Below are 23450 nucleotides of genomic sequence, written 5' to 3' on the forward strand. Positions count from 1 at the left end.
TCCCCGGCGGAGGGATCAAGCCTGACCGCCCGGAGCCGGGGACGCTCGCCCCAGCCCACCACGGCGAGCCACACGGCGAGCCGCGACCGGTAAGGAGAGAAGAGCCAGTCGGTCCTGAGCCAGGCAGTGACGGCGGCGGCAGGGCCAGCACCGACGCGTGAAACAATCGCGGGAGGTCCCGCCGCTGCTCGGCTACCCCGCGCGGCGTCCGGTGTCCGACTATCCGGTCGGTGCCCGCGGGTCCGGTTTCGCCACTGCTGTCGAGATCGCCAGGAGCCTTGATGGATGCCGTGTTCTCCGTTCCCGAGCCGCGCAACGAGCCGGTTCGCAACTACGAGCCGGGCAGCGCAGACCGGGAGCGGCTGCGGCGGCGGCTGACCGAGCTGGCCGCCGAGCGCATCGACCTGCCGATGACCATCGGCGGGGAGCAGCGGATGGCGGCGGGCGACCCGATCAACGTGGTGCAGCCGCACAAGCACGCGCACGTGCTGGGCGTGACCGCGCACGCCTCGCACGACGACGCCCGGGCCGCGATCAAGGCGGCCAAGGACGCCGCGCCGATGTGGCGGGCGTTGCCGTTCGAGGAGCGCGCCGCGATCTTCCTGCGCGCCGCCGAACTGCTCGCGGGCCCGTGGCGGGACACCCTCAACGCCGCCACCATGCTCGGCCAGTCGAAGACCGCGATCCAGGCGGAGATCGACTCGGCCTGCGAGTTCATCGACTTCCTGCGCTTCAACGTGCACTTCGCGCGGCGTCTGCTCCAGGAGCAGCCGGCGTCGTCGCCCGGCGTGTGGAACCGCTTCGACCACCGGCCGCTGGAGGGCTTCGTCTACGCGGTCACCCCGTTCAACTTCACCGCCATCGCCGGCAACCTGCCTTCCGCGCCGGCGCTGCTGGGTAACACCGTGATCTGGAAGCCGGGCCCGACCCAGCAGTTCGCCGCGCACTTCACCATGCGGCTCTTCGAGGCCGCCGGCCTGCCCCCCGGCGTGATCAACATGGTGACCGGCCGGGGCGAGGAGGTCTCCGATGTCGTGCTCGCCGATCCGGACCTGGCCGGTATCCACTTCACCGGTTCGACGAAGGTGTTCCAGCACCTGTGGAAGACCGTCGGCGACAACATCGCGCGCTACCGGGGCTACCCGCGGCTGGTCGGCGAGACCGGCGGCAAGGACTTCGTGGTCGCGCACACCAGCGCGGACGTGGACGCCCTGCACACCGCGCTGATCCGCGGCGCGTACGAGTACCAGGGCCAGAAGTGCTCGGCCGCCTCCCGTGCGTACGTGCCGCGCTCGATCTGGGAGGGCGGCCTGCGTGACCGTCTGGCGGCGACCGCCGACTCGCTGACCTACGGCGACGTGGCCGACTTCGGCAACTTCGGTGGCGCGGTGATCGACGACAAGGCGTTCGCCCGGCACACCGCGGCGCTGGAGCTGATCAACGGTGACGACAGCTGCCGGGTGCTGGCCGGCGGCACGGCCGACGACTCGGTCGGCTACTTCGTCCGGCCGACGCTCTTCGAGTGCTCCGACGCCGCGCACGAGACGTTCACCACCGAGTACTTCGGGCCGATCCTCGGCGTGCACGTGTTCGACGACGCACGCTTCGACGAGGTGGTCGCGCAGGCCGAGTCGATCGCCCCGTACGCGCTGACCGGGTCGGTGTTCGCGACCGACCGCCGGGTCGTCGACGCGGTCGGCGAGCGCATGCGGTACGCGGCCGGCAACTTCTACATCAACGACAAGCCGACCGGCGCGGTCGTCGGGCAGCAGCCGTTCGGTGGGGCCCGTGCCAGCGGCACCAACGACAAGGCGGGCTCCTGGCTCAACCTGGTCCGCTGGGTGTCGCCGCGCACGATCAAGGAGACCTTCGTGCCGCCGACCGACCACATGTACCCCCACATGGGGTGACCTGCGGTGACCCGCCGGCGGCGTGCGTAGCGCCGCCGGCGGTCGGCCGAGGGCGGAGATCCATCGATAGTCCTCAACGGACAGTCTGTCGCCGACAGTGCACTTAGGAAGTCCTTCTTGGGTGGCAAACCGCCAAATCCTGGACGCCGGCAGCGCAAAGTGGCAGCGTAACGGGCATGGCGGAATCCGGAGTCAACCCCACGGCGGCGGCCCTTCTCGGGCTGCTCCACGAGGGTCCCATGACAGGCGGTCAGTTGATGGCCGCCGCAGAGCGCCGGCTGGCGCCCTACTGGTCGATGACCCGCAGTCAGGTCTACCGCGAGTTGCCGGTCCTGGCCGAGCGGGGCTACGTACGGCTCGGCAAGCCGGGCCCCCGAATGAGCCAGCCGTACGCGCTCACCGCCAGCGGGAAACGGACGTTTTCCCGCTGGCTGGCGGAGAACCCGGGGCGGGACACGATCCGCAACCCGATCGCGCTCCGGATGGCCTTCGGCAACCTCCACTCGTCCAGCCAGCTCAAGAGCCTGTACGCCTCGGCCAACGAATACCACACCGAGGCCCTCGCCCAGGTGCGGGAGCAGGTCAAGAACGCCAAACGGGACGGCGAGACGTACGACGCCAGCGCGCTGGAGTTCGCCGTCGCCTACCATCGGGCGGCCCTGTCCTGGCTGAAGTCCGCCCCCGCCGGGTGATCGTCGGCGGGTTCACGGGCACGGAACGAGCTGCGCCGCTGCCGGCACAGTACGCTTGTCTGTCGTGACCGCTGCCGATTACGCCGAACAGCTCAAGGAACTCGACGCGACCCTGCGCAACATCGAGGCCGTCCTCAATCTGGACCGGCTGCACGAGGACAAGGCCCGCCTGGAGCAGGAGGCGTCCGCCCCGGACCTGTGGGACGACCAGGCCAAGGCTCAGCAGGTGACCTCGCAGCTGTCGTACGTCAACGGCGAGATCAGCAAGCTGGGCAGCCTGCGCTCGCAGCTCGACGACGCCCGGGTGCTGCTGGAGTTGGCCGAGGCCGAGTCCGACCCGGGTGTGCTGACCGAGGTCGAGTCGGAGATCACCGGGCTGACCAAGGCCATCCAGGAGATGGAGGTCCGCACCCTGCTCTCCGGCGAGTACGACTCCCGAGAGGCGCTGGTCGCCATCCGCGCCGGCGCGGGCGGTGTGGACGCGGCGGACTTCGCCGAGATGCTGCTGCGGATGTACCTGCGCTGGGCCGAGCGGCACGGCTACCCGACGGAGGTCTACGAGACCTCGTACGCCGAGGAGGCGGGCCTGAAGTCGGCCACCTTCGCCGTCAAGGTGCCCTACGCCTACGGCACGCTCAGCGTCGAGTCGGGCACCCACCGGCTGGTCCGGATCAGTCCGTTCGACAACCAGGGCCGCCGGCAGACCAGCTTCGCGGGCGTCGAGGTGCTGCCGGTCACCGAGCAGACCGACCACATCGACATCCCGGAGAACGAGGTCCGGACCGACGTCTACCGCTCCTCGGGCCCCGGTGGGCAGAGCGTCAACACCACCGACTCGGCCGTCCGACTCACCCACATCCCCACCGGCATCGTGGTGACCTGCCAGAACGAGAAGTCCCAGCTGCAGAACAAGGCTTCCGCGCTGCGGGTCCTGCAGGCTCGGCTGCTGGAGCGCAAGCGCCAGGAGGAGCAGGCCAAGCTGGAGGGCCTCAAGGAGAACGCCGCCGGCTCGTGGGGCGACCAGATGCGCTCGTACGTCCTGCACCCGTATCAGATGGTGAAGGATCTCCGAACCGAGCAGGAGACCGGCAATCCGAGCGCCGTCTTCGATGGCGAACTGGACGGTTTCATCGAGGCCGGTATCCGTTGGCGTAAGCAGCGGCAGCTCGCCAGCGACAGTGCGTGACGATGCGTGGGCGGAGCGCGTCGTCGATCTCCAGGTGAGAGCCTGATTCGACGACGCGCGCCCCATCTGCGGGGCGTGGGGCTTGGCTCAGTTGTTACACCGCGTAGACTCACCACCCGTGATTCAGCTTGAGCAAGTGACGAAGACGTACCCGAAGGCGTCCCGGCCTTCGCTCGACAACGTGTCCGTCTCGATCGAGAAGGGCGAGTTCGTCTTCTTCATCGGTCCATCCGGCTCCGGCAAGTCCACGATCATCAAGATGCTGCTGCACGAGGTGACCCCCAACAAGGGACGCGTCATCGTCAACAGCAAGGACGTCACGTCGATGCGCTCCTGGAAGCGACCCCACTTCCGGCGTTCAATCGGCTGCGTCTTCCAGGACTTCCGGCTGCTTCCGAACCGCACCGCCTACGAGAACGTGGCATTCGCTCTCGAGGTGATCGGCAAGACCAAGGCGGTTGCCCGCCGGGTCGTGCCGGAGGTGCTGGAGCTGGTGGGGCTCGGTGGCAAGGAGCACCGCTATCCGCACGAGCTCTCCGGTGGTGAGCAGCAGCGGGTCGCCGTCGCCCGGGCGTTCGTGAACCGTCCGCTGATCCTGCTGGCGGACGAGCCGACCGGAAACCTGGACCCGGACACCTCGATCGAGATCATGCGTCTGCTGGACCGGATCAACCGCACCGGCACGACCGTCGTGATGGTCACCCACGACTCCAACATCGTGAACCAGATGCGCCGCCGCGTCATCGAGATCGAGAGCGGTCGCATCGTGCGTGACCAGGCCCGCGGCGTCTACGGGTGAGCCGGCGCTTCACCCCTTACGCAGCCTGACGACGAACACCTCATGCCGGAGACCCGGAGGAAATCCCGATGCGCGTGAAATACGTCCTGTCCGAGGTACTGGTCGGACTGTGGCGCAACGTGACCATGACCATCGCGATGATCATCACGATGGCGGTCTCGCTGACCATGCTCGGCGCCAGCGGTCTGATGTACCGCCAGGTTGACGACATGAAGGACCTCTACTACAAGAACATCGAGGTCTCGATCTTCCTGACCCAGGAGGTGAGCGAGCAGCAGCGCACCGACCTGAACGACAAGCTGAAGAACGACCCCCTGGTCAAGGACGTCATCTACGTCAACAAGGACGAGGCGTACAAGAAGTTCCAGGAGATGTACCAGGACGCGCCGGACCTGGTGAACGCGGTCAAGCCGGATCAGCTTCCGGAGTCGTTCCGGCTCAAGCTGAAGAACCCGGAGCAGTACAAGAACATCTACGACCAGTACAAGGAGACCGAGGGGGTCGACGAGATCGTCGACCAGAGCCGGCTCCTGGACAAGATCTTCGACGTCCTCACCGCGATCCAGAACATCGCGCTGGCCGCCGCGATCGTGATGGCCATCGCCGCGCTGCTCCTGGTGGCCAACACCATCCAGGTCGCCGCGTACAGCAAGCGGCGCGAGGTGGCGGTCATGAAACTGGTCGGCGCGTCCAACTGGTTCATCCAGGCGCCGTTCGTGCTGGAGGCCGTGGTAGCCGGTCTGATCGGCGCACTGCTCGGTCTGGTGGCCCTGGTGGCAGCGAAATATCTGCTCTTCGACGGGTCACTCAAGGCGTTGCAGGGTCTGCTGTCGCCGATCAGCTGGGGCGACATCCTGGTCATCTTCCCGCTGATGGCCTTCGTCGGTGGCCTGGTCAGCGCCGCCACCGCCTGGATCACCCTGCGCTTCTACCTGCGGGTCTAGTCAGGTCAGTCCGCTGACAAGGACCCTCCCGCAGCCGGAAATAAACGGCGCGGGAGGGTCCTTGTTACTCCGGTAGCATGATCGGTTGTCCGGCCGGGGTGACCCGCGATCGGACCAACCAGGGAAAGGGGGTGGCGCCGATGCCACGGGAAAAGGGGCGCAAGGTGGTCGCCTCCAACAAGAAGGCGCGCCACGACTACTCGATCCTCGACACGTACGAGGCGGGCATGGCACTGACCGGCACCGAGGTCAAGTCGCTGCGGGCCGGGCGGGCGTCGCTGGTGGACGCGTTCGCCCAGGAGCGCGACGGCGAGCTGTACCTGCACGCGATGCACATCCCGGAGTACACCCAGGGCACCTGGACCAACCACGAGCCCCGGCGTACCCGCAAGCTGCTGCTCAACCGTGGTGAGATCGACAAGCTGGTCGGCAAGACCCGCGAGGGCGGTCTGACCATCGTCCCGTTGCAGGTCTACTTCTCCGACGGCTGGGCCAAGGTGGAGATCGCCCTGGCCAAGGGCAAGAAGTCGTACGACAAGCGCCAGGACCTCGCCAAGCGCGACGCGGACCGGGAGATCGCCCGGGTGTCCGGTCGGCGCGGCAAGGGGATGGCCGACTGATTCGTCCCGTTTGTCCGGGTCGGCGTGCCGGACCGGGCCTCGGGATGAAAGCCGTTGCGGCAGGCGTTAGTCTTGTCAGTGCCGCCACAAGGTGGCCTGTCGAGGGGGTGACTGGTTTCGACTTCGTACGCAGCGACAGGGGAAGCGAGCCGAGGAAGCCGACGTCGTCTCGAGAATCGGTCGTCGGAAACTTATAAGCGCCAAGAACAATCGCGCTGACTTCGCTCTCGCCGCCTGAGGCGAGTAGCTAAGTCTGTCGGCCTGGGAACGCCTTCGTCCCAGTAGCCGGCATCAGCTAGAAGGCTGGCCAATCGGACCCGGTCGCGGGGTCCGTGCGGCGAGATCAATCAGCGACTGGGCCCGTCACACCAACTTGCTCGCGTGAGCGGTGGGGCCGAGTAGAGGCACAGCGAGCTGCGCTCGGAGAAGCCCTGACAAACCGGCGAAGGACCCGGGTTCGATTCCCGGCACCTCCACCACCTCGAAGCGATGCGCCCCGGCCACCGGCCGGGGCGCATCGTCGTATGTGACGAGTGGGTCGCCGCCGCCTACGCTGCCGCTGTGACGAACCAGGGACTACGCCTGTCGGTCGGCGCCTCAGCCGGTCACCGTGCGCTCGCGGTGGTGACGGGGGTGCTCGTCGCGGGTGTGGGTGCGGCCTTCGTGCTGGGGCCGGTGCTCGCGGGCGGGCTGTTGCGTCGCCTCACCGGCCCGGGTGACGGCTTCGCCTCCTACGAGGAGGCCCGCGACCTGCCGCCGGGAATGCGGCCGCCCGCCCTGCGGGAGTCCGCCAGCGGCGCGGAGCAACCCGGACTCCTCCTCGGGCTGTGTGGGCTCCCGTTCGTGCTGCTCGGTATCTACCTCGTGCTGCGGGTGCTGCGGACGGCCGCCTGGTTGGACGGCACCCGGGTGCTGGTACGAGGTGCGCTTCGCAGCCGTACCGTCGATCTCGCCACGGCCCGCGTCGACCCCGCGTCGTACCGCGACCCGGAGGGCCGTGGTGGTCTTTCTGCCATCGTCGTCACCGACCGAGTCGACGCGCAGCGGGTCACGATCCCGCTGCGGGGCATGGGTCTGCCCGTCCTGCCACCGTCCGAGCTGCGCGCCCTGGCCGAGGCGTTCTCGGTGGCCGGACCGGACGCCGCGTCCGACACCCGCGCCGTCGCCGCCGAACTGCGCCGACTGGCCGACGGACACCGCTGAGGCGACAGCCGGCGCGAGACCTGAAGCCGATACCGGAACCGACGCCGCGGCGACACCGTCGAACCCGTCATGCGTCGACCGGTCCTGCTGCTCGTCCTGCCCCTGCTGTCCGTGGCGGCCTGCGCCGCTCCCGTCGCCGACCCCGCCCCCGGTCGCGGTCCCACCACGTCGGCCCATCGTGCGTTCGACGACCGGGCCGCCGCGGTCGCCGCGGCCTGGCGGCCCGGTCCCGGCTGGCGTGACGGGTACGTCCCCCTCCAGGGCCCGACCGTGCTCACCGGCGATCCGCGTTTCACCCCGGACACCGAGACGGCCTTCCGGTCCGGCTGGTACCGCGCGCAGGTCGCCATTCCGTCGACCGGTGTCAGTGGCGAGATCCGTTTCCCGGACGGCCGGTTGACCCTGCCGCTGGTCAGCGCCGTCGAGGCGTACCGGCAGCTCGCTCAGGGTGATCCGCTGCCGTGCCCGGGTCGGCCGAAGCGGCCCGGACTGCCGAGCCCCGGCGGTCCCACGGTCGAGCCCGGACCGGACGGTTGGGCCACCAGCACGACGCAGACGGCCTGCCTCCCGCTGACCGTCACCGGGGTGACCCTCGGCGCCGTGCCGGTCCGTACGAGTCGGGGCGAGGCGCAGGTCCCGGCGTGGCTGTTCACGGTGGAGGAGTTGGCCACCCCGGTGGCCCGGCTCGCCGTCGCGCCGACGGCGGTCACACCGGTCCCCTCGGTGTCCCCGCCGACGCAGCCGCCACCGGACGGCGTGGTCGCCGCACCGGACCTCGTGGCGGTCGACGGCGCACGGCTGACCATCCACCTGGGCGTCGGCTCCTGCGACACGGGCATCACCCCGCTGGTGTCGGAACGGCCGGACGTGGTGGTGGTCGGCGGCACGGTCACCCGGGCCACCGGCGTCTGCAACGCCATGCTCAAGTTGCAACCGGTCACCGTCACCCTGGACGCGCCGCTGGGGGCGCGGCCCGTGCTGGACGTCGTCGACGGCGCTCCGCTGTCGATCGCCGCACGGTGACGACGGCCCCGTACATCGGTCAGAGGATCGTGGGCACGTCGGTGCTGATCGGCACCGGCAGCACGGTGGGACCCCCGGCGCGCAGCCCGGCTGCGAGGGCCGCGCCGAACTCGTCGGGGGTTCGCACCACCTCGGTGGCGCAGCCGTAGCCGGCCGCGATCGCCGTGACGTCCAAGCCCGGCAGGTCCAGCCCGGGCACCCCCGGAGTGTCCTTGAGCTCGGCGAACGCCTTGAGGATCGCGTACTGCTGATTGATCGGGACGACGATCACGACGGGCAGGGACAGGCGCGCGGCGGTCCAGAGCGCCTGCACCGAGTAGTGGAACGAGCCGTCGCCGATCACCGCCACCACCGGTCGGCCGCGCCCGGTGTCCCGCTCGGCCAGCGCCACGCCGATCGCCGCCGGCAGGCCGTAGCCGAGGCCCCCGCTGGCCATCGTGAAGTACGACGCGGGTCGGGTGATGCGCAGGTTGCGGCGTAGCGCGGCCAGGTTGGACGGTGACTCCTGGACCAGCACGCCGTCGGCCGGCCAGTGCGCGGCCAACGCGGCGAACATCGCGTCGGCGCTCAGCGGCACGGTGACCTCCGGCGGCGGCGGGACGGCCCGGGGTGCCGGCGGCTGCCGACCGGCGGCCGGAAGCAGGTCGAGCAGGGCGGTGAGGGCCAGTCCGGGGTCGCCGAGCAGGCTGTCCCCGACCGGCGCTCGGGCGGCCTCGTCCGGGTCGTCCGTGACGTGCAGCAGCCGGGCGCCCTCCGGAAGGTGGCTGCCCGGCACGTGCGGGTAGTAGCGGAACACCGGGGCGCCGACGACCAGGACGGTGTCGTGCCCGTGCAGAGCCTCGGCGAGCGGCCCGATGGCGAACGGCAGGACCCCCCGGAACTGCGGGTGGTCCTCCGGGAAGACGGCCCGCTCCGGTGCCGGTGCCGACCAGACCGGTGCGGCAAGTCGTTCGGCCAGCGCGACGGCCGCCGGCCAGCTGCCGGAGCGGTCCACGCCGGGGCCGAACACCAGGACCGGGTCGCGGCTGTCGGCCAGCACCCGGGCGAACATCTCCAACCGCTGCGGGTCCGGCCCGAAGCGGGTCGCCACCGAGCGCGGCGCGGGCGGCGGCTCGGCGGGTTTGGCCCAGTCGTCCATCGGCAGGGAGAGGAAGACCGGCCCGACCGGGGGCTGTACGGCGGTCGCGTGGGCCCGCAGCAGCGCCGCCGGGATGTCCTGCGCGCGGACCGGCTCGTAGCTCCACTTGACGTACGGCTCGGGCAGCTCGACGGCCCGTCGGTTGGTCAGCCGGGGCTCCAGCAGCAGCATCTCCCGGGTCTGCTGACCCGCGGTGACGATCAGTGGCGTCTTGTTGTGCCAGGCGGTCACCAGGTTGCCCATGCCGTTGCCCAGGCCCGGTGCGGTGTGCAGGTTGACGTGCGCGGGCCGGCCGGCGGCCTGGGCGTACCCGTCGGCCATCGCCACGGCCGTGGCCTCGTGCAGCGCGTGGACGTAGTGGAAGTCGGCCGGGAAGTCCTGCAGGAACGGCTCCTCGGTGGAGCCGGGGTTGCCGAAGACGGTGGTCATGCCCAGGGTGCGGAGCACGTCGTACGTCGCGTCCCGGACCGTTGCCATCGTCGCCTGCCTCCGCTCGCGCGCAGGGGCGACCGTGGGCCGCCCTCCCGATCAGCCGAATCTATCGGGATGTGACAGACCTTTCGGGCTTTTCCGGCGTCCGGGGAGGTCGTCCGGAAGCGCTCAGGGGAGCGCGAAGGGCAGTTTGATGCCGTCCAACGCCCGACCACACGCGCAGTCCTGCTCGGCGGGGAGCGCGGCCAACGCGTCCAGCAGCACGTCCCGAAGTCGGTCGGTGTTGGCCGCGAACACCCGGAACACCTCGTCCTGGGTCACCGTCTCGCCCGCCTGCACCCCGGCGTCCAGGTCGGTGACCAGCGCAATGGAGGAGTAACAGAGCGCCATCTCCCGGGCGAGAACCGCCTCCGGATGGCCAGTCATGTTCACGACAGTGCCGCCGATCGACGCGTACCAGCGGGACTCGGCACGGCTGGAGAACCGGGGGCCCTCGACCACCACCACGGTCCCGCCGTCCACCGCCGTGACGTCCCGCCCGGCCGCCGCGGCGAGCAGGGCGTGGCGGCCCTTCGGGCAGTACGGGTCGGCGAACGGCACGTGCACCGCGCCCTCGTCGTAGTAGGTCTGCACCCGTCCGCTGGTGCGGTCGACGAGCTGGTCCGGCACCACGAACGTGCCCGGGCCCAGCTCCGGGCGCAGCCCGCCGACCGCGCACGGCGCCAACACCTGGCGTACGCCGAGCGAGCGCAGCGCCCACAGGTTGGCCCGGTACGGAATCCGGTGTGGCGGGTAGCGGTGGTCGGAGCCGTGCCGGGGCAGGAACGCGACCCGGCGCCCGGCCACCTCCGCGATGGTCACCGCGTCCGACGGTGGACCGTAAGGGGTGCCCAGCTCATGGGGGGTGCCGTCGAGGAGCGCGTACAGCCCCGAGCCGCCGATCACCGCGAGGTCCGCCTTCGGTGCCATGGAACCTCCGTCGCAACTGTCCGATCACCCGCCGCTCAGACCTTAGCCAGCGCCCGGGACGCAGGCTATGGTGCCAGGCATGGCGTTGACAGCGCGGCTGACCCCGATGCACCGTGCGGAGGCGGCGGATGACGGATCCCGGGCGCGGGCTCACGGCTGACGGGTAGGTGGGATGCAGGGAGAGGGCCAGGCGATCGGCGGACGAGCGATGGAGTCGATGACCGGGCGGCTGCTGGTCGCGACTCCGGCGCTCAAGGACCCGAACTTCGACCGTACGGTGGTGCTGCTGGTCGCCCACGAGCCGGGCGGCGCACTCGGCGTCGTCCTGAACCGGGCGACCGAGGTGCCGGTGGCCGAGGTGCTGGGCGACTGGAGCGACCTGGCTCGCCACCCGGCGGTGCTCTTCGAGGGCGGCCCGGTGCAACCCGACTCGGCGATCTGCCTGGCCCGGATGCGGCAACCGCTACGGCGACTCAAGGGCTTCCACCAGGTGTCCGGGGCGGTCGGCACGATCGACCTCTCCGTCGACCCGGAGAAGCTGCGGGAGAGCATCGGAGGCATCCGGGTGTTCGCCGGCTACTCCGGCTGGGGCAGCGGCCAGTTGGAGCAGGAGATCGCCGACGGGTCCTGGTTCGTGCTGGACGCCCTGCCCGGCGACGCCTTCGTCGACCGCCCCGACGACCTGTGGCCGATGGTGCTGCGCCGGCAGGGCGGGATGATGGCCGCCGTCGCCCACTTCCCGCCGGACGTGGCGCTGAACTGACCCGGCCGGGTGAGGACCCCGCGAGATGACCATGCGGGCGGGTCTGTGTATAGTTTCCCAGTGCCCGGGCGACCGGGACGACAGCAAGGGGCCGTGGCGCAGCTGGTAGCGCACCACACTGGCAGTGTGGGGGTCAGGGGTTCGAGTCCCCTCGGCTCCACCCTTGTTTGTGCAGGTCAGCGGCTTGATCGGGAATTCCGGTCAGGCCGCTGACCTGTTTCAGGTCGTACCTCTCCCCACCGAGGCGGTCAGGACAGCCCGGGGCGGAACTGTCGGTAGCCGCACGATGAAGGTCGCCCCGGCGCCGGGTCGGCTGTCGGTGGAGATCGTCCCGCCGTGGCTGGTGACCACCTCCTTCAACAGCGCGAGGCCCAGACCGAAGCGGCGATCCGCGGCCCCGGCGCCACGGTGGAAACGGTCGAAGAGGTGTGGCGCGTCGGCGGGGTCGAAGCCGGCTCCGCTGTCCATGACCACCAGGTCCGCGCTCCGGCGGGAGGTGTGCAGTGCGACGTCGATGCGACCGCCCCTCGGGGTGTGGGTGAGGGCGTTGGCGAGCAGTTCGCCGACCACGCGGCGCAGGGCCGAGGCGATGCCGCAGACGAGAATCGGGGTGTCCGGGACGGTCATGTGCAGCTGGACGCCCTGCTCCGCGGCGCGATCGGCCTCGCAGTCGACGGCCTGGGCGGTGAGGAGGGCCAGGTTGACGGGCTCGGAGGGGTGGCGGTCGACCGGGGTGGCGGCGAGGCGGGCGGAGAGCAGGAGCTCGTCGACGATCTCACCGAGCCGGCCGGTGGTCTCGATCAGGCGGTCGTAGTCGGCGCGGTCGGTGCCGGCACGGCGGGCCAGGATCTGGGCGCGGGTGTGTACCTGGGCGATGGGGGTGCGCAACTCGTGGCTGGCGTCGGCGACGAACCGGCGTTGCCGGCCGAGCGCCTCGGCGAGCGGCGCCACGGCTCGGCGGCCCACGGCGATGCCCGTGAGCGCCGCCGCGGCGAGGCCGACGATCGCGGCGAGGAGGAAGGCGGCGAGCAGGTGACGCCGGTCGGAGATCTGGAAACGTGCGTCGAACACCGCCTGCACGACTCCCGTGCCGCGGGGCTGGGTGCGGACGTAGTAGGTCGTGCCGTTGCGTTCGATCTTGTCGCTGTGGACCTGACCGTCGAGGGCCGCCGCGTCGATGGCGGACCGCAGGGGAAAACCCGGCGGGGGCGGGTTCCGGCCCAGGTCGATGCGGCCGCCGTCGTACAGGATGATCCAGCTGCAGGCCGGCGGTCCGTTGATGGTTCCGTGGACCACGCCGTAGCTGAGCTCGCGTTCGATCTGTTCCTGCTGGTTGTGCAGCAGAGCCACGTAGGAGATGGCGGCGCCCAGGGCGAGCAGCGCCGTCATCGTGAGCCCGACGAGCAGGCTGACCCGCGCCCTGGCCCGGCGCAGCATGGTGTCCTCGAAACTCACAGGGTACCCAGCTTGTAGCCGAGACCGTGGACGGTCCGGATCACCGAGCGGCCGAGCTTGCGACGCAGGTAGTAGACGTACGTGTCGACCAGGGACGCCGCGGCAGCCTCGTCAAAGACCCGGCTGCGCAGCTCGGAGCGGGAGTGGACGGTGAGCGGCCGGGCCGCGAGCACCCGGAGCAGCTCGAACTCGCGTGCGGAGAGGGCGATCCGGGTGCCGTCGGGCAGGACGGCGTCGCGCGCGGAGAGGTCGAGCTGGCCCGACCCGAATCGCAGCACCTCGGTGGAGTCGGTGACCCGGCGGCAGAGTGCCCGGATGCGGGCGCTCAGCTCGTCCAGGTCGAAGGGCTTCGTGAGGTAGTCGTCGGCGCCCGCGTCGAGGCCGGCGACGCGGTCCTCGACGGTGCCGAGCGCGGTCAGCAGCAGCGCCCGGGCGGCCACCGCCCGGGCGCGCAGCCGGACGACCAGGTCCAGTCCGTCGAGGGCGGGTAGGCGTCGGTCGATCACCATTACGTCGTACGGCCGGGTGAGCCCCAGGTGCAGACCGCGCTGGCCGTCGGGGGCCTGGTCGACGACGTATCCCTCGCCGGTCAGCGTCTCGGCCACCATCCCGCGTAGCTCCGAGTCGTCCTCGACGAGCAGGAGTCGGTTCATGGGTAGATAGTGACACCGACTCATCGACATGTCTCTATATTCCGGAAAACTTGTCGTCGCAAACAACAATCTACGGGGTTCCGGCGGTCACAAGCGAGGGCTCGGCGGCGCGAGTGCGGGCCTCGCGCCGTTCGATCCAGCTCAGCAGCGGTGTCGTCATCAGCGTCGTGATGAGCGCGACCAGCACCAACACCGTGAAGAGCGACGGGTTGACGATGCCCGCCTCCAGACCCACGTTGAGCGCGATCAGCTGCATCAGACCACGGGCGTTCATCAGGGCGCCGACGCGCAGGGCGACCCCGTTCGGCTCACCGCGCATCCGGGCTGCGGCCCAGCAGGCGCCGTACTTGCCGACGATCGCCACGGCCACACACGCGGCGGCGAATCCGAGGACGGCGGGATTGCCCAGCAGCGCGAACTCGGTGCGCAGCCCGGAGTAGGTGAAGAACAGCGGCAGGAACACCGTCGCGGCGATCGGCGACAGCGTGTCGACCACCTTGTCGGTCTGCTCGGAGCGCGGCATCACCACACCGACCGCGAAGGCGCCGAAGACCGCGTAGAGCCCGATCTCGTCGGTGTACCAGGCGACCAGGAAGAGCAGCGCCACCGTGCCGAGCAGCCGCGCGCGGTCGCTCGGGAACCCCATCACGTAGCCGGTCACCCGCCGCCCACCCAGCCACAGCGCCACCCCGAACAGCACCGCGCCACCCGCGGTGACCACGGCCGGGCCAGCTTCGCCCGAGGCGAACGCCAGCACCACCGCCAGCATGATCCACGCGACCATGTCGTCGATCGCGCCGCTGGCCAGGGCGACCATCCCGTGCCGGGTACCGGTCTGGCCGCGCTCGGTGATTATCCGGGCAAGCATCGGAAAGGCCGTGATCGCCAGGGCCACGCCGACGAACGCCGCCGACACACCGAGCGACACGTCGTCCGCATGGATCGGTACGAAGCCCGCCACGCCCAGGACCAGCAGGATGCCCAACACCAGCGGCGCGGTGACACCCGCGAGCGACACCGCTCCCGCCGTGCCGGCGAGATTGGTCAGCCGGTGGGAGGTGAAGGCGTACCCGGCCTGGAACATGAACAGCACCAGGCCGACCTGGCCGACCACGTACAGGATCGGCAGCAGCGGCGCGGGAAAGAGCGTGGCCTGCGCGCCCGGCCAGAGCAGGCCGAGCAGCGATGGGCCGAGCAACACCCCGGCGAGCATCTCGCTCACGACGGCGGGCTGGCCCACCTTGCCGAGGAGCCAGGCGACCAGCTTGCAGAAGAGCAGAATGACCGCGACCGCGATGAAGAACCGCGGAGCGAGTTGAGTGGGCGTCACGAGCCGACCTCCTCGAAGTATCGGGTGCACAACTTCTGTCGTCGGGCGTCGACGACCATCCACGTCCCGCAGACCAGCTGCTTGATCGAGCGGCCCACGTCGAAGAGGCGGTCGCGCTGCCGCATGAGAGCGAGCCGGTTGCGGCCGGGCCCGGCAAGGCCCCGGGGCGTCAGGTATGCCGGACCGCGACTGGGCAGCGAACGGGTGTGCGCTACCGACGACGCGACCGAGAAGCGCCGCAGCACCTCCCGGGTCGCCGCGCGGAGCTGGACCGGTGCCGAGCCGCGCGCCGGACAGGCCCGGTTGGCGTTCACGCCGTACGGGATGAAGTGCGCGTCCTGCCGACGCAACGACAGCCAGCGGTCCGGGTCGAACTCCTCGTCGGCGGCGGGACCGGTGCGCTGGTAGGCCCGGTAGTTGAAGAGCAGCACCGATCCGGTTCGCAGGACGTGGTCGCCGACCGTGATGGGTGCGGAGGTGATCCGGTGCGCGATGCCGAAGAGGGGGTACACGCGGAGCGCTTCGTCGATGACCCGCTCGAGTGATGAGTCCGACGTGTCCGTGACGGCCCCGGCGCACAGCAGGATGTGCGTCATGGCCTCCGACATCTGCACCACCGCCGTGGTGAAGAACGTGCCGTGCACGTACCACGCGGACTCCTGCGCGGTGAACGGCGGCGGCAGCACGACCGGGCAGGTGCCCGCGTCGATCCGGTCCAGCAGATAGCGCGTCAGACGAAGCCGCCGGGTCATGTGCCGAAGGCTCATACCCTTCAGGGCGGTGGCCACGTCGTCCGCGTTCGCCACGATGAGATCGCGGACGTCGCGCGGGCAGGGTGCGCCGAACACCACCTCGTACGAGACCTCGGCCCAGATCGGCATCATCAGGTCACGGAGCCGTACGTGGCTGATCCGGTCGGCCGGGAGCGCGTCGAGGATCCGCCGGGTCGCGGCTGTGACCAGCTCTTCGGAGCGCGGGTGCGAGGAGGCGAGCGCCCGCCGGGTCGTCCGTGCGACGGTCCGGTACCGCTCGCCGGGTTCGAGGTGCTCCTGGTGCATGTGCGGGCCGGGCGCGAGCCAGTACCAGAAGAGGTCCGACAGGCCCGCTCCGCGGCTGCGCCCGTCGGCGGCCGGGTCGCTGTAGACCCGCTCGAAGTCCTCCGGCCCCACCAGCGGCCCGGGCACCGCGATGCCCTCGCTCCCGTTGACCCGCTGAAAGATCCACTCCCGGAGGTCGACCACGGCCTTCACCGGGTCACCACCTGATCGGGCGTCAGGTCGGCCGGTCGCCGCGCTCCGGCCAGGGCGAGGGTGTGATCCAGCTCGGTGGTGAGTCGTTCGAGCACCTCTCGTACGCCCGCCGACCCGCCCGCCGACCCGCCCGCCGCGAGCCCTCGCACCACCGGACGCCCCACCAGCACCGCCCGCGCCCCGAGCGCCAGCGCGATCACCACGTCGGTGCCGCCGCGCACACCCCCGTCGAGCAGCACCGGAAGCTGCCCTCGCACGGCTGCCACCACCGCAGGCAGCGCGTCGAGCGTGGGAACCGTCCCGTCGAGCTGTCGTCCGCCGTGGTTGGACACGATCACACCGGCGGCACCGTGCTGGACCGCGAGGCGGGCATCCGCGGGATGCAGGATTCCTTTGAGCAGGATCGGTAGTCCCGTGACACCGCGCAGCCACGCGATCCGGTCCCACCCCGCCGTCGCGTCCATCGTGATCGAACGCACCCGGCCCGTCGCGTCCCGCATGTTCTCGCAGGCGTAGCCGGGCGGCAGGTCCGTGAAGCCGTTGCGCAGGTCACGCTCGTGTCGCCCGAACACCGGGGAGTCCACGGTCACCACCAGCGCCTGGCAGCCCGCCGATTCGGCGCGCTTGATGACGTACTCCGTGAAGTCGAGGTCGGGTTGCGGGTACAGCTGGAACCACAGCGTCCCGCCCGCCGCCGCGATCTCCTCGACCGGCTGGGTGGCGGCCATGCTCACCACCATCGCGGTGCCGGCCGCCGCAGCCCCCCGCGCGGTGGCCACCTCCCCTTGCGGATGCGCGAGCCGATGGAAGGCCGTCGGGGCGACCAGCACCGGTGCGGCCAACGACGTACCGGCCACCGTGGTCCGCAGGTCGCGCTCGCCGGTCGCCCGGAGCACCCGTGGCACGAGCCACCGTCGCGCGAAGGCCTCCTCGTTGGCGGCCAGGGTGCGCTCCCGCCCGGCGCCGCCCTCGAAGAAGTCCTGGTGGACGGGGTCCATGTCAGCCCTCGGCACCGGACAGGCAACGGCGGAGGAACTCCTCGAGCGGCCGAACGTGGACGTCGGGCCGATCCCACCGGTTCTCCAGGTTCTCGGCGAGGTGGTGGGTGCTGATCAACTGGCCCGCGCGGCGGTAACGGACCACCGGGTGCAGGTACGCCGCGTCGTGCGCCTGCCCGATGGAATCCTGGGCGATGCGGGACACGGTGATGTCGAACGGGTCCACCTGGTCGTGGTCGGGCCCGTACTCCAGCGTGACGACGAACGCCTGGTCGTACTCGTGGTCGGCGGTGTGCAGGCCCGTCGACACGAGGTAGTCCACCGGCACCTCCTCGTGGTACCGGGCCTCGTCTCCGGCGACGGTGAGCACGTCGGCGAGGAACCCGAACTGCTGCCACAGGGCCGAGCTGCGGTTGACCCTCGCGATGACGGCCGCGGTCATGGTCGCCGGCTCGGCGGCGAGCTTGTCCGACGGCCAGTCCGTGGCGTCGTACCGGCGGGAGAGGATCCGGTGCAGAGCGCGGACGGCGTAGCGGAAGCCGTGCACGAAGCCGCTCGTGGACTTCTTGAAGTCGCGTTCCTGCGAGATCGTTCCGGCGAAGAACAGCCCCGGCACGTTCACCGACTCCCACGCTTCGGTCTGGGCCGGGAAACGGTCCCTGATGGCGAGCTGGGGTCGGGCCGAGGAATCGAAGATCGAGTCGTCGAATCGGAACCCCGTACACGCCAGCACCCGGTCGTAGTGCAGCTCCTTCACGACCTCGTTGGCCCGGGAGAAGCTGAACGTGACCTTGTAGCCCGTACCGTCGCGCTCGATGCTCTTGATCGTGCCGTCGAGGATCGCGTTCGCCGACTTGAGCTGATAGGTGTCCAGGAAGTTGTTGTTGACCGCGCGCAGGTGCCCGACGTAGTGGGTACGCCACGCCATCCGGACCGAGCTGGGCCCCGCGACGTGGATCAGTGTCGTGGTCTCCATGAGGCTGTCGGCGGTCTCGAAGGCGGAGTTGCCCTTGCCGATGATCAGGACCTTCTGGTCGAGATAGTCACGCGGCTCGACGCTCATCACGTCGTACCCCTCGGCCAGCTCGAATCCGGCGATGTCCGGCTCGTAGGTCTTCGAGACGCCGGTGGCGACGATCACCGCGCGGGCTTCCCAGCGTCGGTCGCCGGCCTCGACCGTGAAGACGTCGTCGCGCTTGGACACGCGGGTCACCCGGGTGCCGTACCTGACCTTGACGCCCGTCTTCGCCGCGAAGTCGGCGAGGTACCGCACCATCACGTCGGCGTCCGGGAAGTACCGCTCGGTGTACTGCGTGAACAGCAGCGCCGGATCGTCGGTGAGGAGGGAGTTCCAGTCGAGCCGCAGGTTCAGTTCGGGATCGTCCGTGCCGGTGTGCGGCTTGTTGATCGAGATGAGTGTCCGGTGCCGCGGATAGGTGGCGAAGAAGGCCCCCGGCCCGTCGGCGCCCTCCAGCACCAGATAGTCGCGCTTGCCGTCGGCCTCGAGCAGGGCCGCGAGCTGAAGCCCGGCCGGCCCGGCCCCGATGATCAGGTAATCAAGCATCACGGCGCTCACCGTACGAGCGGGAAATCAGAGATTTTTCAAGCTTTTCCAGAATCGCGACCACTGTTCGTACGTCACCGTCGAGTGGTCGATCCGGATCGATCGGTGCGATTGCCTCTTCCAGGGCCTGGAGAGCGCGGTCGCAGCCCGCCGCCGTGGGACGGCGTGCCCCCACGTGCACCGCCTGGCGCAGCCCCAGCCCGAGCGAGCCGGTGATCAGGCGCAGGAGTTCCGCCTGGTCCAGGGCGCGGAGCGCGGCCTGCGTGCCGAGCGGGATGACATCCTGGTTGTGCAGGTTGGTGGGGAGGCTCTGCGCGCTCGCGGGCACGGTGTCCCGCCTGATCTCGGTGATGAGCGCCGTCGACGCGAGCTGGACGCCCTGTAGCCCGTGCTGCTGCCCCGGCCCCGCCGCGAGCATCGGCGGCAGTCCGCCGTTGCGACCCGGATCCACCAGCAGGTCGAGCTGGCGTTCGGCGAGGTTGCCGATCTGGGCGATCACCATGGACAGGACGTCGGCGGCGAACGCGGCGGGCTGACCGAAGAAGTTGCCGCCGTGCACGACCTTGTCGTCGTCGGGAAAGAACAGCGGGTTGTCGCTCACCCCGCCGAGGTCGGCCGCCACGACGCCGTCCACGTAGCGCAGGGCGTCCTCGGCTGCCCCGAGCAACTGCGGCGCGCAGCGGATGCTGTACGGCTCCTGCAGGGGTCTGCTGCCGGACGGCCGTAGCCCGGCGCAGGTCGCCCGCATCATGGCGCCGACGTCGATGGCGCCGGAGTGACCGTAGGCGGCCAGCAGGGCGGGGTCGAGGAACTGCGGGTCGCTGCCGAGCAGGTCGGCGAGGAGGCACGTCAGCATCTGCACCACACGGTGCGCGACGCGGACCCGGTCCAGGGCGAGGGTCAGCGCCGCGGTGGTCAGCGACGTGCCGTTGACGAGCGCGAGCGCGTCCCGGCCGTCGAGCGGCAGCGGCTCCAGCCCGGCCTTCGTCAGCGCGTCCCCGGCGGGCATCCGTACGCCGTCCACGTAGGCGTGTCCACGGCCACGCAGCGCCTGGGCGGCGGCACCGAGCGGGATCAGATCGCCGCTGGCGCCCACCGAGCCGAGCCGGGGCATCGCCGGCGTGAACGTCGTGCCGAGCATGGCCGCGAGCGCGTCGATCACGTGCGGCGAGACCCCGGACGTGCCTCGGGCCAGGGACCAGGCGCGGACCAGCAGCGTCGCGCGTACGACATCCGGGGCGAGGTCGGGTCCCTGACCCGCGCCGAGGTGAGCGAGGGTGTTGTCGGCCTGGTCGCGTTGGTCGGCGCGGCCCGCGTACCCCACGAGCGCCCCGAAGCCGGTCGTGGCGCCGTAGATGGCCCGGTCGTCGCCGAGTGCCTTGCCGAGGAACGTCCGGCCGCTCGTCACCCGGCCGCGCACCTCGTCACTGATCACGAGCGTGACCGGGCCGGCCGCGAGGCGCAGGTCGGCGGGGTGCAGCGGTGCTGCCAGATCCACCTGAATCGTCATGGAAGCGGATGTTAGAAACAGTTTCTCAGAGCGCTCTGAAATCGCCTCAGTACATTTCGCCGCATGACGCACGATTGCCTGATCATCGGAGCCGGGCCGGCGGGTTTGCAGCTCGCGGCCCTGCTTGAGCGCGACGGTCACGACTATGTGGTGCTGGAGGGCGGCCCTCGTCCGGGCATGTTCTTTGAGACCTATCCCCGGCACCGCCAGTTGATCTCGATCAACAAGGTGTGGACCGGCTCGGAGGACCCCGAGTTCAATCTACGGTCGGACTGGAACTCGCTGCTGTCCGACGATCCGGCGCTGCTGTTCAAGAACTACAGCACGCGTTACTTCCCCGCCGCCGAGGATCTGGTGCGTTATCTCGCCGATTTCGCGCGGGGTCTGCGCGTCCGTTACGACACCCGGGTGACGGCGGTGTCGAAGACCGGTGACGTGTTCACGGTGCGGGCGGGCGACCAGGTCTTCGAGGCCCGCAGGGTCGTCGTCGCCACCGGCGTCTCCCAGCTCTACGTGCCGCCCATCGAGGGCGTGGAGCTGGCCGAGCGCTACGACACCGTCTCCGTCGACCCCGCCGACTTCGTCAACCAGCGGGTGTTGATCGTCGGTAAGGGCAACTCGGCGTTCGAGACCGCTGACGCGCTGATCGAGACCGCCGCGACGATTCACGTCGCCGGACCGCACTCCATCAGGCTGGCCTGGCAGACCCATTACGTCGGGCACCTGCGCGCGGTGAACAACAACTTCCTGGACACCTATCAGTTGAAGTCGCAGAACGCCGTCCTGGACGGCACGGTGGAGCGGATCAGTGAGCGGGAGGGCGGCGGGTACCGCGTGCTCTTCCGGTACGCCCGGACGGTCGAGAATCTGCGCGAACTCGAGTACGACCGGGTCATCCTCTGCACCGGGTTCCGTTTCGACGCTTCCCTCTTCGCCGAGTCGGCCCGGCCGGAGCTGGTCATCAACGATCGGTTCCCGGCGCAGACCCCGGCCTTCGAGTCGGTGAACGTTCCCGGCCTCTACTTCGCCGGCACCCTCAGCCAGCAGCGTGACTTCAAGAAGTCCACGAACGGCTTCATCCACGGCTTCCGCTACGCCACCCGGGCCCTGCACCACATCATCCGCGAGCGGCACCACGGTGAGCCCTGGCCGTCCCGGCAGGTCGCGCTGACGCCGGAGGCGATCGCCGCCTCGATCATCGCCCGGATCAACGTGACCTCGGCGCTGTGGCAGCAGTTCTCGGTGCTCGGCGACGTGATCACTGTGCAGGGCGAGGCCGCCCGCTACCGGGAGGAGGTGCCGGTCGCCTATCTGCGGGACGCGGAGCCGGACGTGTTCGCGTTCGTGATCACCCTCGAGTACGGCCCCGACCACGACCACGTCGACCCGTTCGACATCACCGTGCCGCGCCCGGCCGAGAACGACGCGACGGCCGCCCAGGACGCCACCTACCTCCATCCGGTGGTGCGGGTGTGGCGCGACGGGCAGGTCGTCGCCGAGCACCACCTGGCGGAGAACCTGGAGAACACCTGGGACCTGCCGACCGTGCATCAGCAACCCCTTGAGGTCTTCGTCAAGGGTGTCCTCGCCGATGCCCGTTGACGTCTGGCCGCAGCCGGTCCTGGACCTCCTGAGCGCCGGCGGGGACCGGCCGGTCTTCGAGGACGGGCCGGTCGTCACGACCGCGTCGGAGATGGCGGGTCTGATCCGGCGCGTCGCGGCCGGGTTGCGCTCGTGCGGCGCGGGACCCGGGGTGGGTGTCACGCTCGACCTGCCGGTCACCGCCACTGCTTTCGCCGCGACCATCGCCGCCTTCGCCGTTGGCGCGCGGGTGTCCGGGTGGCGGGCGGACCTGAGCCCCGCACAGCTGTCCGGCTCCCTCGTGGTCGACCCGACTCGGCTGGCCTCGTTCACCGAGCAGCCGGACGACGGGCTGCCACTCGTCGCGGCGGGACGGGCCGAGGATCCCGCACGGATCATCTGGACCAGCGGGAGCACGGGAACACCAAAGGGTGTGGTGCAGACCTATGCCGCCATGTCGGCGTCCTGGGTCCCCCACCCGGACCGGTGGCCACCGGCCGTCGCCGAACTCGCCACCCGGATGCAGCGCTACCTGGTCTTCGGGTCGCTGGCCAGCCAGGTGATGCTGGAGTACGGCATCCTCGCCCTCGTGGCGGGCGGCACCCTCGTCGTGGCACCCCGGCCGGTCTTCCCGGATGCCCTGGTCGAGCACCGGGCCACGGCGAGCGTGATCACGGTCGGCAAGCTGCACCAGCTGATCCGGGACCAGCGCTCCCACCCGGTGGACCTGCGTCACCTGCGGGCGCTGATGGTCTCCGGGTCGCCCCTCGCGCCGGGCCGACTGGCGGAGGCGCTCGACGTGCTGGGTCCGGTGCTCTTCCACGGCTACGGCCAGACCGAGACCTCGATGATCGCCATGGTGACCCCCGCCGAGATGCTGACCGACCCCGCCACACTCGCCACGGTCGGCCGCCCGGCCGTGGAGGTCGCTCTTCGCGACGGGGAGATCTACGTCCGCACGCCAGCGCAGGCATCGTCGTACTGGCAGGATCCGGCCGAGTCGGCCGAGGTGTTCGTGGACGGTTGGGTGCGGACCCGTGACCTGGGGGAGTTCGACGCCGACGGTTACCTGCGGCTGCTCGGACGCACCCGGGACGTGATCATCGTCAACGCGCAGTTGGTCCACGCCGGAGTGGTGGAGCGGGCGCTCGCCGCTGACCCCACGATCGCCGAGGCGTACGTCGTCGGCGATTCGGACGAGGCGACCGGCGAGGCCGTGCACGCGTTCGTGGTGCCGGCGGCCGGGAGGACCCCGGATCCGGACCTGTTGCGCAAGCTCGTGGCCGCACAGGTGGGCGACCTCGCGGTGCCGCGTACCGTCACGGTCATCGACCGGGTTCCGCTCGCCGCCAGCGGCAAACCCGACAAGAGTCAACTCCGGTAGCGGGGTTGTCCGAGACGCCCTGACCGAGGCGGCGGTCAGGGCGTCT

Annotated in this window: 20 protein-coding genes, 1 tRNA gene and 1 other RNA gene; 13 read left to right on the forward strand and 9 right to left on the reverse strand. The window is 70.3% G+C overall.

Features of this window, described 5'->3' with window-relative positions; all coding sequences use genetic code 11:
• The first annotated feature begins 281 nt into the window (after nucleotides 1-281).
• The 9 genes from pruA to ACIA3K_RS14215 all read left to right on the forward strand — a co-directional run bounded on the left by pruA (nucleotide 282) and on the right by ACIA3K_RS14215 (nucleotide 8377).
• A complete protein-coding gene (gene pruA, locus ACIA3K_RS14175) occupies nucleotides 282-1910 on the forward strand; it encodes an L-glutamate gamma-semialdehyde dehydrogenase (protein ID WP_396801311.1) in 1629 nt (542 codons plus the stop codon).
• Nucleotides 1911-2086: 176 nt separating this feature from the next.
• Nucleotides 2087-2602: a PadR family transcriptional regulator gene (locus tag ACIA3K_RS14180; RefSeq protein ID WP_266249116.1), complete on the forward strand. Its 516-nt coding sequence runs from the start codon at nucleotides 2087-2089 to the stop codon at nucleotides 2600-2602.
• Nucleotides 2603-2666: 64 nt separating this feature from the next.
• Nucleotides 2667-3788 carry a peptide chain release factor 2 gene (gene prfB / locus ACIA3K_RS14185; RefSeq protein WP_396801312.1) on the forward strand — a complete coding sequence of 374 codons (1122 nt, stop codon included), beginning with the start codon at nucleotides 2667-2669 and terminating at the stop codon, nucleotides 3786-3788.
• A gap of 118 nt (nucleotides 3789-3906) precedes the next feature.
• Nucleotides 3907-4587 (forward strand): cell division ATP-binding protein FtsE, encoded by a 681-nt coding sequence (ftsE, locus tag ACIA3K_RS14190; RefSeq protein ID WP_007455859.1) that lies wholly within the window; start codon nucleotides 3907-3909, stop codon nucleotides 4585-4587.
• Nucleotides 4588-4655: 68 nt separating this feature from the next.
• Nucleotides 4656-5531: a permease-like cell division protein FtsX gene (ftsX, locus tag ACIA3K_RS14195; protein ID WP_396801313.1), complete on the forward strand. Its 876-nt coding sequence runs from the start codon at nucleotides 4656-4658 to the stop codon at nucleotides 5529-5531.
• A gap of 140 nt (nucleotides 5532-5671) precedes the next feature.
• The gene (gene smpB / locus ACIA3K_RS14200; RefSeq protein ID WP_387112079.1) at nucleotides 5672-6151 is read left to right on the forward strand and encodes an SsrA-binding protein SmpB; all 480 of its coding nucleotides are present in this window, start codon (nucleotides 5672-5674) and stop codon (nucleotides 6149-6151) included.
• 103 nt (nucleotides 6152-6254) lie between these two features.
• Nucleotides 6255-6630: a transfer-messenger RNA gene (gene ssrA, locus ACIA3K_RS14205) on the forward strand.
• An 82-nt stretch (nucleotides 6631-6712) separates the two neighbouring features.
• A complete protein-coding gene (locus ACIA3K_RS14210) occupies nucleotides 6713-7354 on the forward strand; it encodes a hypothetical protein (RefSeq protein ID WP_396801314.1) in 642 nt (213 codons plus the stop codon).
• Between the two features lie 69 nt (nucleotides 7355-7423).
• Nucleotides 7424-8377 (forward strand): hypothetical protein, encoded by a 954-nt coding sequence (locus ACIA3K_RS14215; RefSeq protein WP_396801316.1) that lies wholly within the window; start codon nucleotides 7424-7426, stop codon nucleotides 8375-8377.
• 19 nt (nucleotides 8378-8396) lie between these two features.
• On the opposite strand, the gene mdlC is transcribed toward ACIA3K_RS14215, so the two are convergent.
• Both mdlC and ACIA3K_RS14225 read right to left on the reverse strand, forming a co-directional pair.
• Complete coding sequence (gene mdlC, locus ACIA3K_RS14220) at nucleotides 8397-9992, reverse strand: benzoylformate decarboxylase (protein WP_396801317.1); 1596 nt, start codon at nucleotides 9990-9992, stop codon at nucleotides 8397-8399.
• 123 nt (nucleotides 9993-10115) lie between these two features.
• Nucleotides 10116-10916, reverse strand: a complete 801-nt coding sequence (locus ACIA3K_RS14225; RefSeq protein ID WP_396801318.1) for an S-methyl-5'-thioadenosine phosphorylase — start codon at nucleotides 10914-10916, stop codon at nucleotides 10116-10118.
• Nucleotides 10917-11088: 172 nt separating this feature from the next.
• On the opposite strand from ACIA3K_RS14225, the gene ACIA3K_RS14230 reads away from it, so the two are divergent.
• Together ACIA3K_RS14230 and ACIA3K_RS14235 are read left to right on the forward strand one after the other, a co-directional pair.
• Nucleotides 11089-11679, forward strand: a complete 591-nt coding sequence (locus ACIA3K_RS14230; protein ID WP_396801320.1) for a YqgE/AlgH family protein — start codon at nucleotides 11089-11091, stop codon at nucleotides 11677-11679.
• A gap of 87 nt (nucleotides 11680-11766) precedes the next feature.
• A tRNA-Ala gene (locus tag ACIA3K_RS14235) sits at nucleotides 11767-11839 on the forward strand.
• 59 nt (nucleotides 11840-11898) lie between these two features.
• On the opposite strand, the gene ACIA3K_RS14240 is transcribed toward ACIA3K_RS14235, so the two are convergent.
• The 7 genes from ACIA3K_RS14240 to ACIA3K_RS14270 all read right to left on the reverse strand — a co-directional run bounded on the left by ACIA3K_RS14240 (nucleotide 11899) and on the right by ACIA3K_RS14270 (nucleotide 20439).
• Entirely contained in the window at nucleotides 11899-13134 is a 1236-nt protein-coding gene (locus ACIA3K_RS14240; protein ID WP_396801321.1) for a sensor histidine kinase, read from the reverse strand.
• Nucleotides 13131-13787 carry a response regulator transcription factor gene (locus ACIA3K_RS14245; protein ID WP_396801323.1) on the reverse strand — a complete coding sequence of 219 codons (657 nt, stop codon included), beginning with the start codon at nucleotides 13785-13787 and terminating at the stop codon, nucleotides 13131-13133. The genes ACIA3K_RS14240 and ACIA3K_RS14245 overlap by 4 nt, the downstream gene beginning before the upstream one ends.
• 70 nt (nucleotides 13788-13857) lie before the next feature.
• Complete coding sequence (locus tag ACIA3K_RS14250; protein WP_396801325.1) at nucleotides 13858-15117, reverse strand: cation:proton antiporter; 1260 nt, start codon at nucleotides 15115-15117, stop codon at nucleotides 13858-13860.
• Entirely contained in the window at nucleotides 15114-16367 is a 1254-nt protein-coding gene (locus tag ACIA3K_RS14255; protein ID WP_396801326.1) for a cytochrome P450, read from the reverse strand. The genes ACIA3K_RS14250 and ACIA3K_RS14255 overlap by 4 nt, the downstream gene beginning before the upstream one ends.
• On the reverse strand, nucleotides 16364-17365 hold the full coding sequence (locus ACIA3K_RS14260) for an alpha-hydroxy acid oxidase (RefSeq protein ID WP_396801327.1): 1002 nt from the start codon (nucleotides 17363-17365) through the stop codon (nucleotides 16364-16366). The genes ACIA3K_RS14255 and ACIA3K_RS14260 overlap by 4 nt, the downstream gene beginning before the upstream one ends.
• Nucleotide 17366: 1 nt before the next feature.
• A complete protein-coding gene (locus ACIA3K_RS14265) occupies nucleotides 17367-18929 on the reverse strand; it encodes an FAD-dependent oxidoreductase (RefSeq protein ID WP_396801740.1) in 1563 nt (520 codons plus the stop codon).
• Nucleotides 18922-20439: an aromatic amino acid ammonia-lyase gene (locus tag ACIA3K_RS14270; RefSeq protein ID WP_396801328.1), complete on the reverse strand. Its 1518-nt coding sequence runs from the start codon at nucleotides 20437-20439 to the stop codon at nucleotides 18922-18924. The genes ACIA3K_RS14265 and ACIA3K_RS14270 overlap by 8 nt, the downstream gene beginning before the upstream one ends.
• A 63-nt stretch (nucleotides 20440-20502) precedes the next feature.
• On the opposite strand from ACIA3K_RS14270, the gene ACIA3K_RS14275 reads away from it, so the two are divergent.
• Together ACIA3K_RS14275 and ACIA3K_RS14280 are read left to right on the forward strand one after the other, a co-directional pair.
• Nucleotides 20503-22041 (forward strand): NAD(P)-binding domain-containing protein, encoded by a 1539-nt coding sequence (locus ACIA3K_RS14275; protein WP_396801329.1) that lies wholly within the window; start codon nucleotides 20503-20505, stop codon nucleotides 22039-22041.
• Nucleotides 22031-23404, forward strand: coding sequence for a class I adenylate-forming enzyme family protein (locus ACIA3K_RS14280; protein ID WP_396801330.1), 1374 nt, complete (start codon nucleotides 22031-22033; stop codon nucleotides 23402-23404). The genes ACIA3K_RS14275 and ACIA3K_RS14280 overlap by 11 nt, the downstream gene beginning before the upstream one ends.
• Nucleotides 23405-23450: the final 46 nt, after the last annotated feature.

The sequence above is a fragment of the Micromonospora sp. NPDC051543 genome (assembly GCF_044454415.1).
Classification (GTDB): Bacteria; Actinomycetota; Actinomycetes; order Mycobacteriales; family Micromonosporaceae; genus Micromonospora.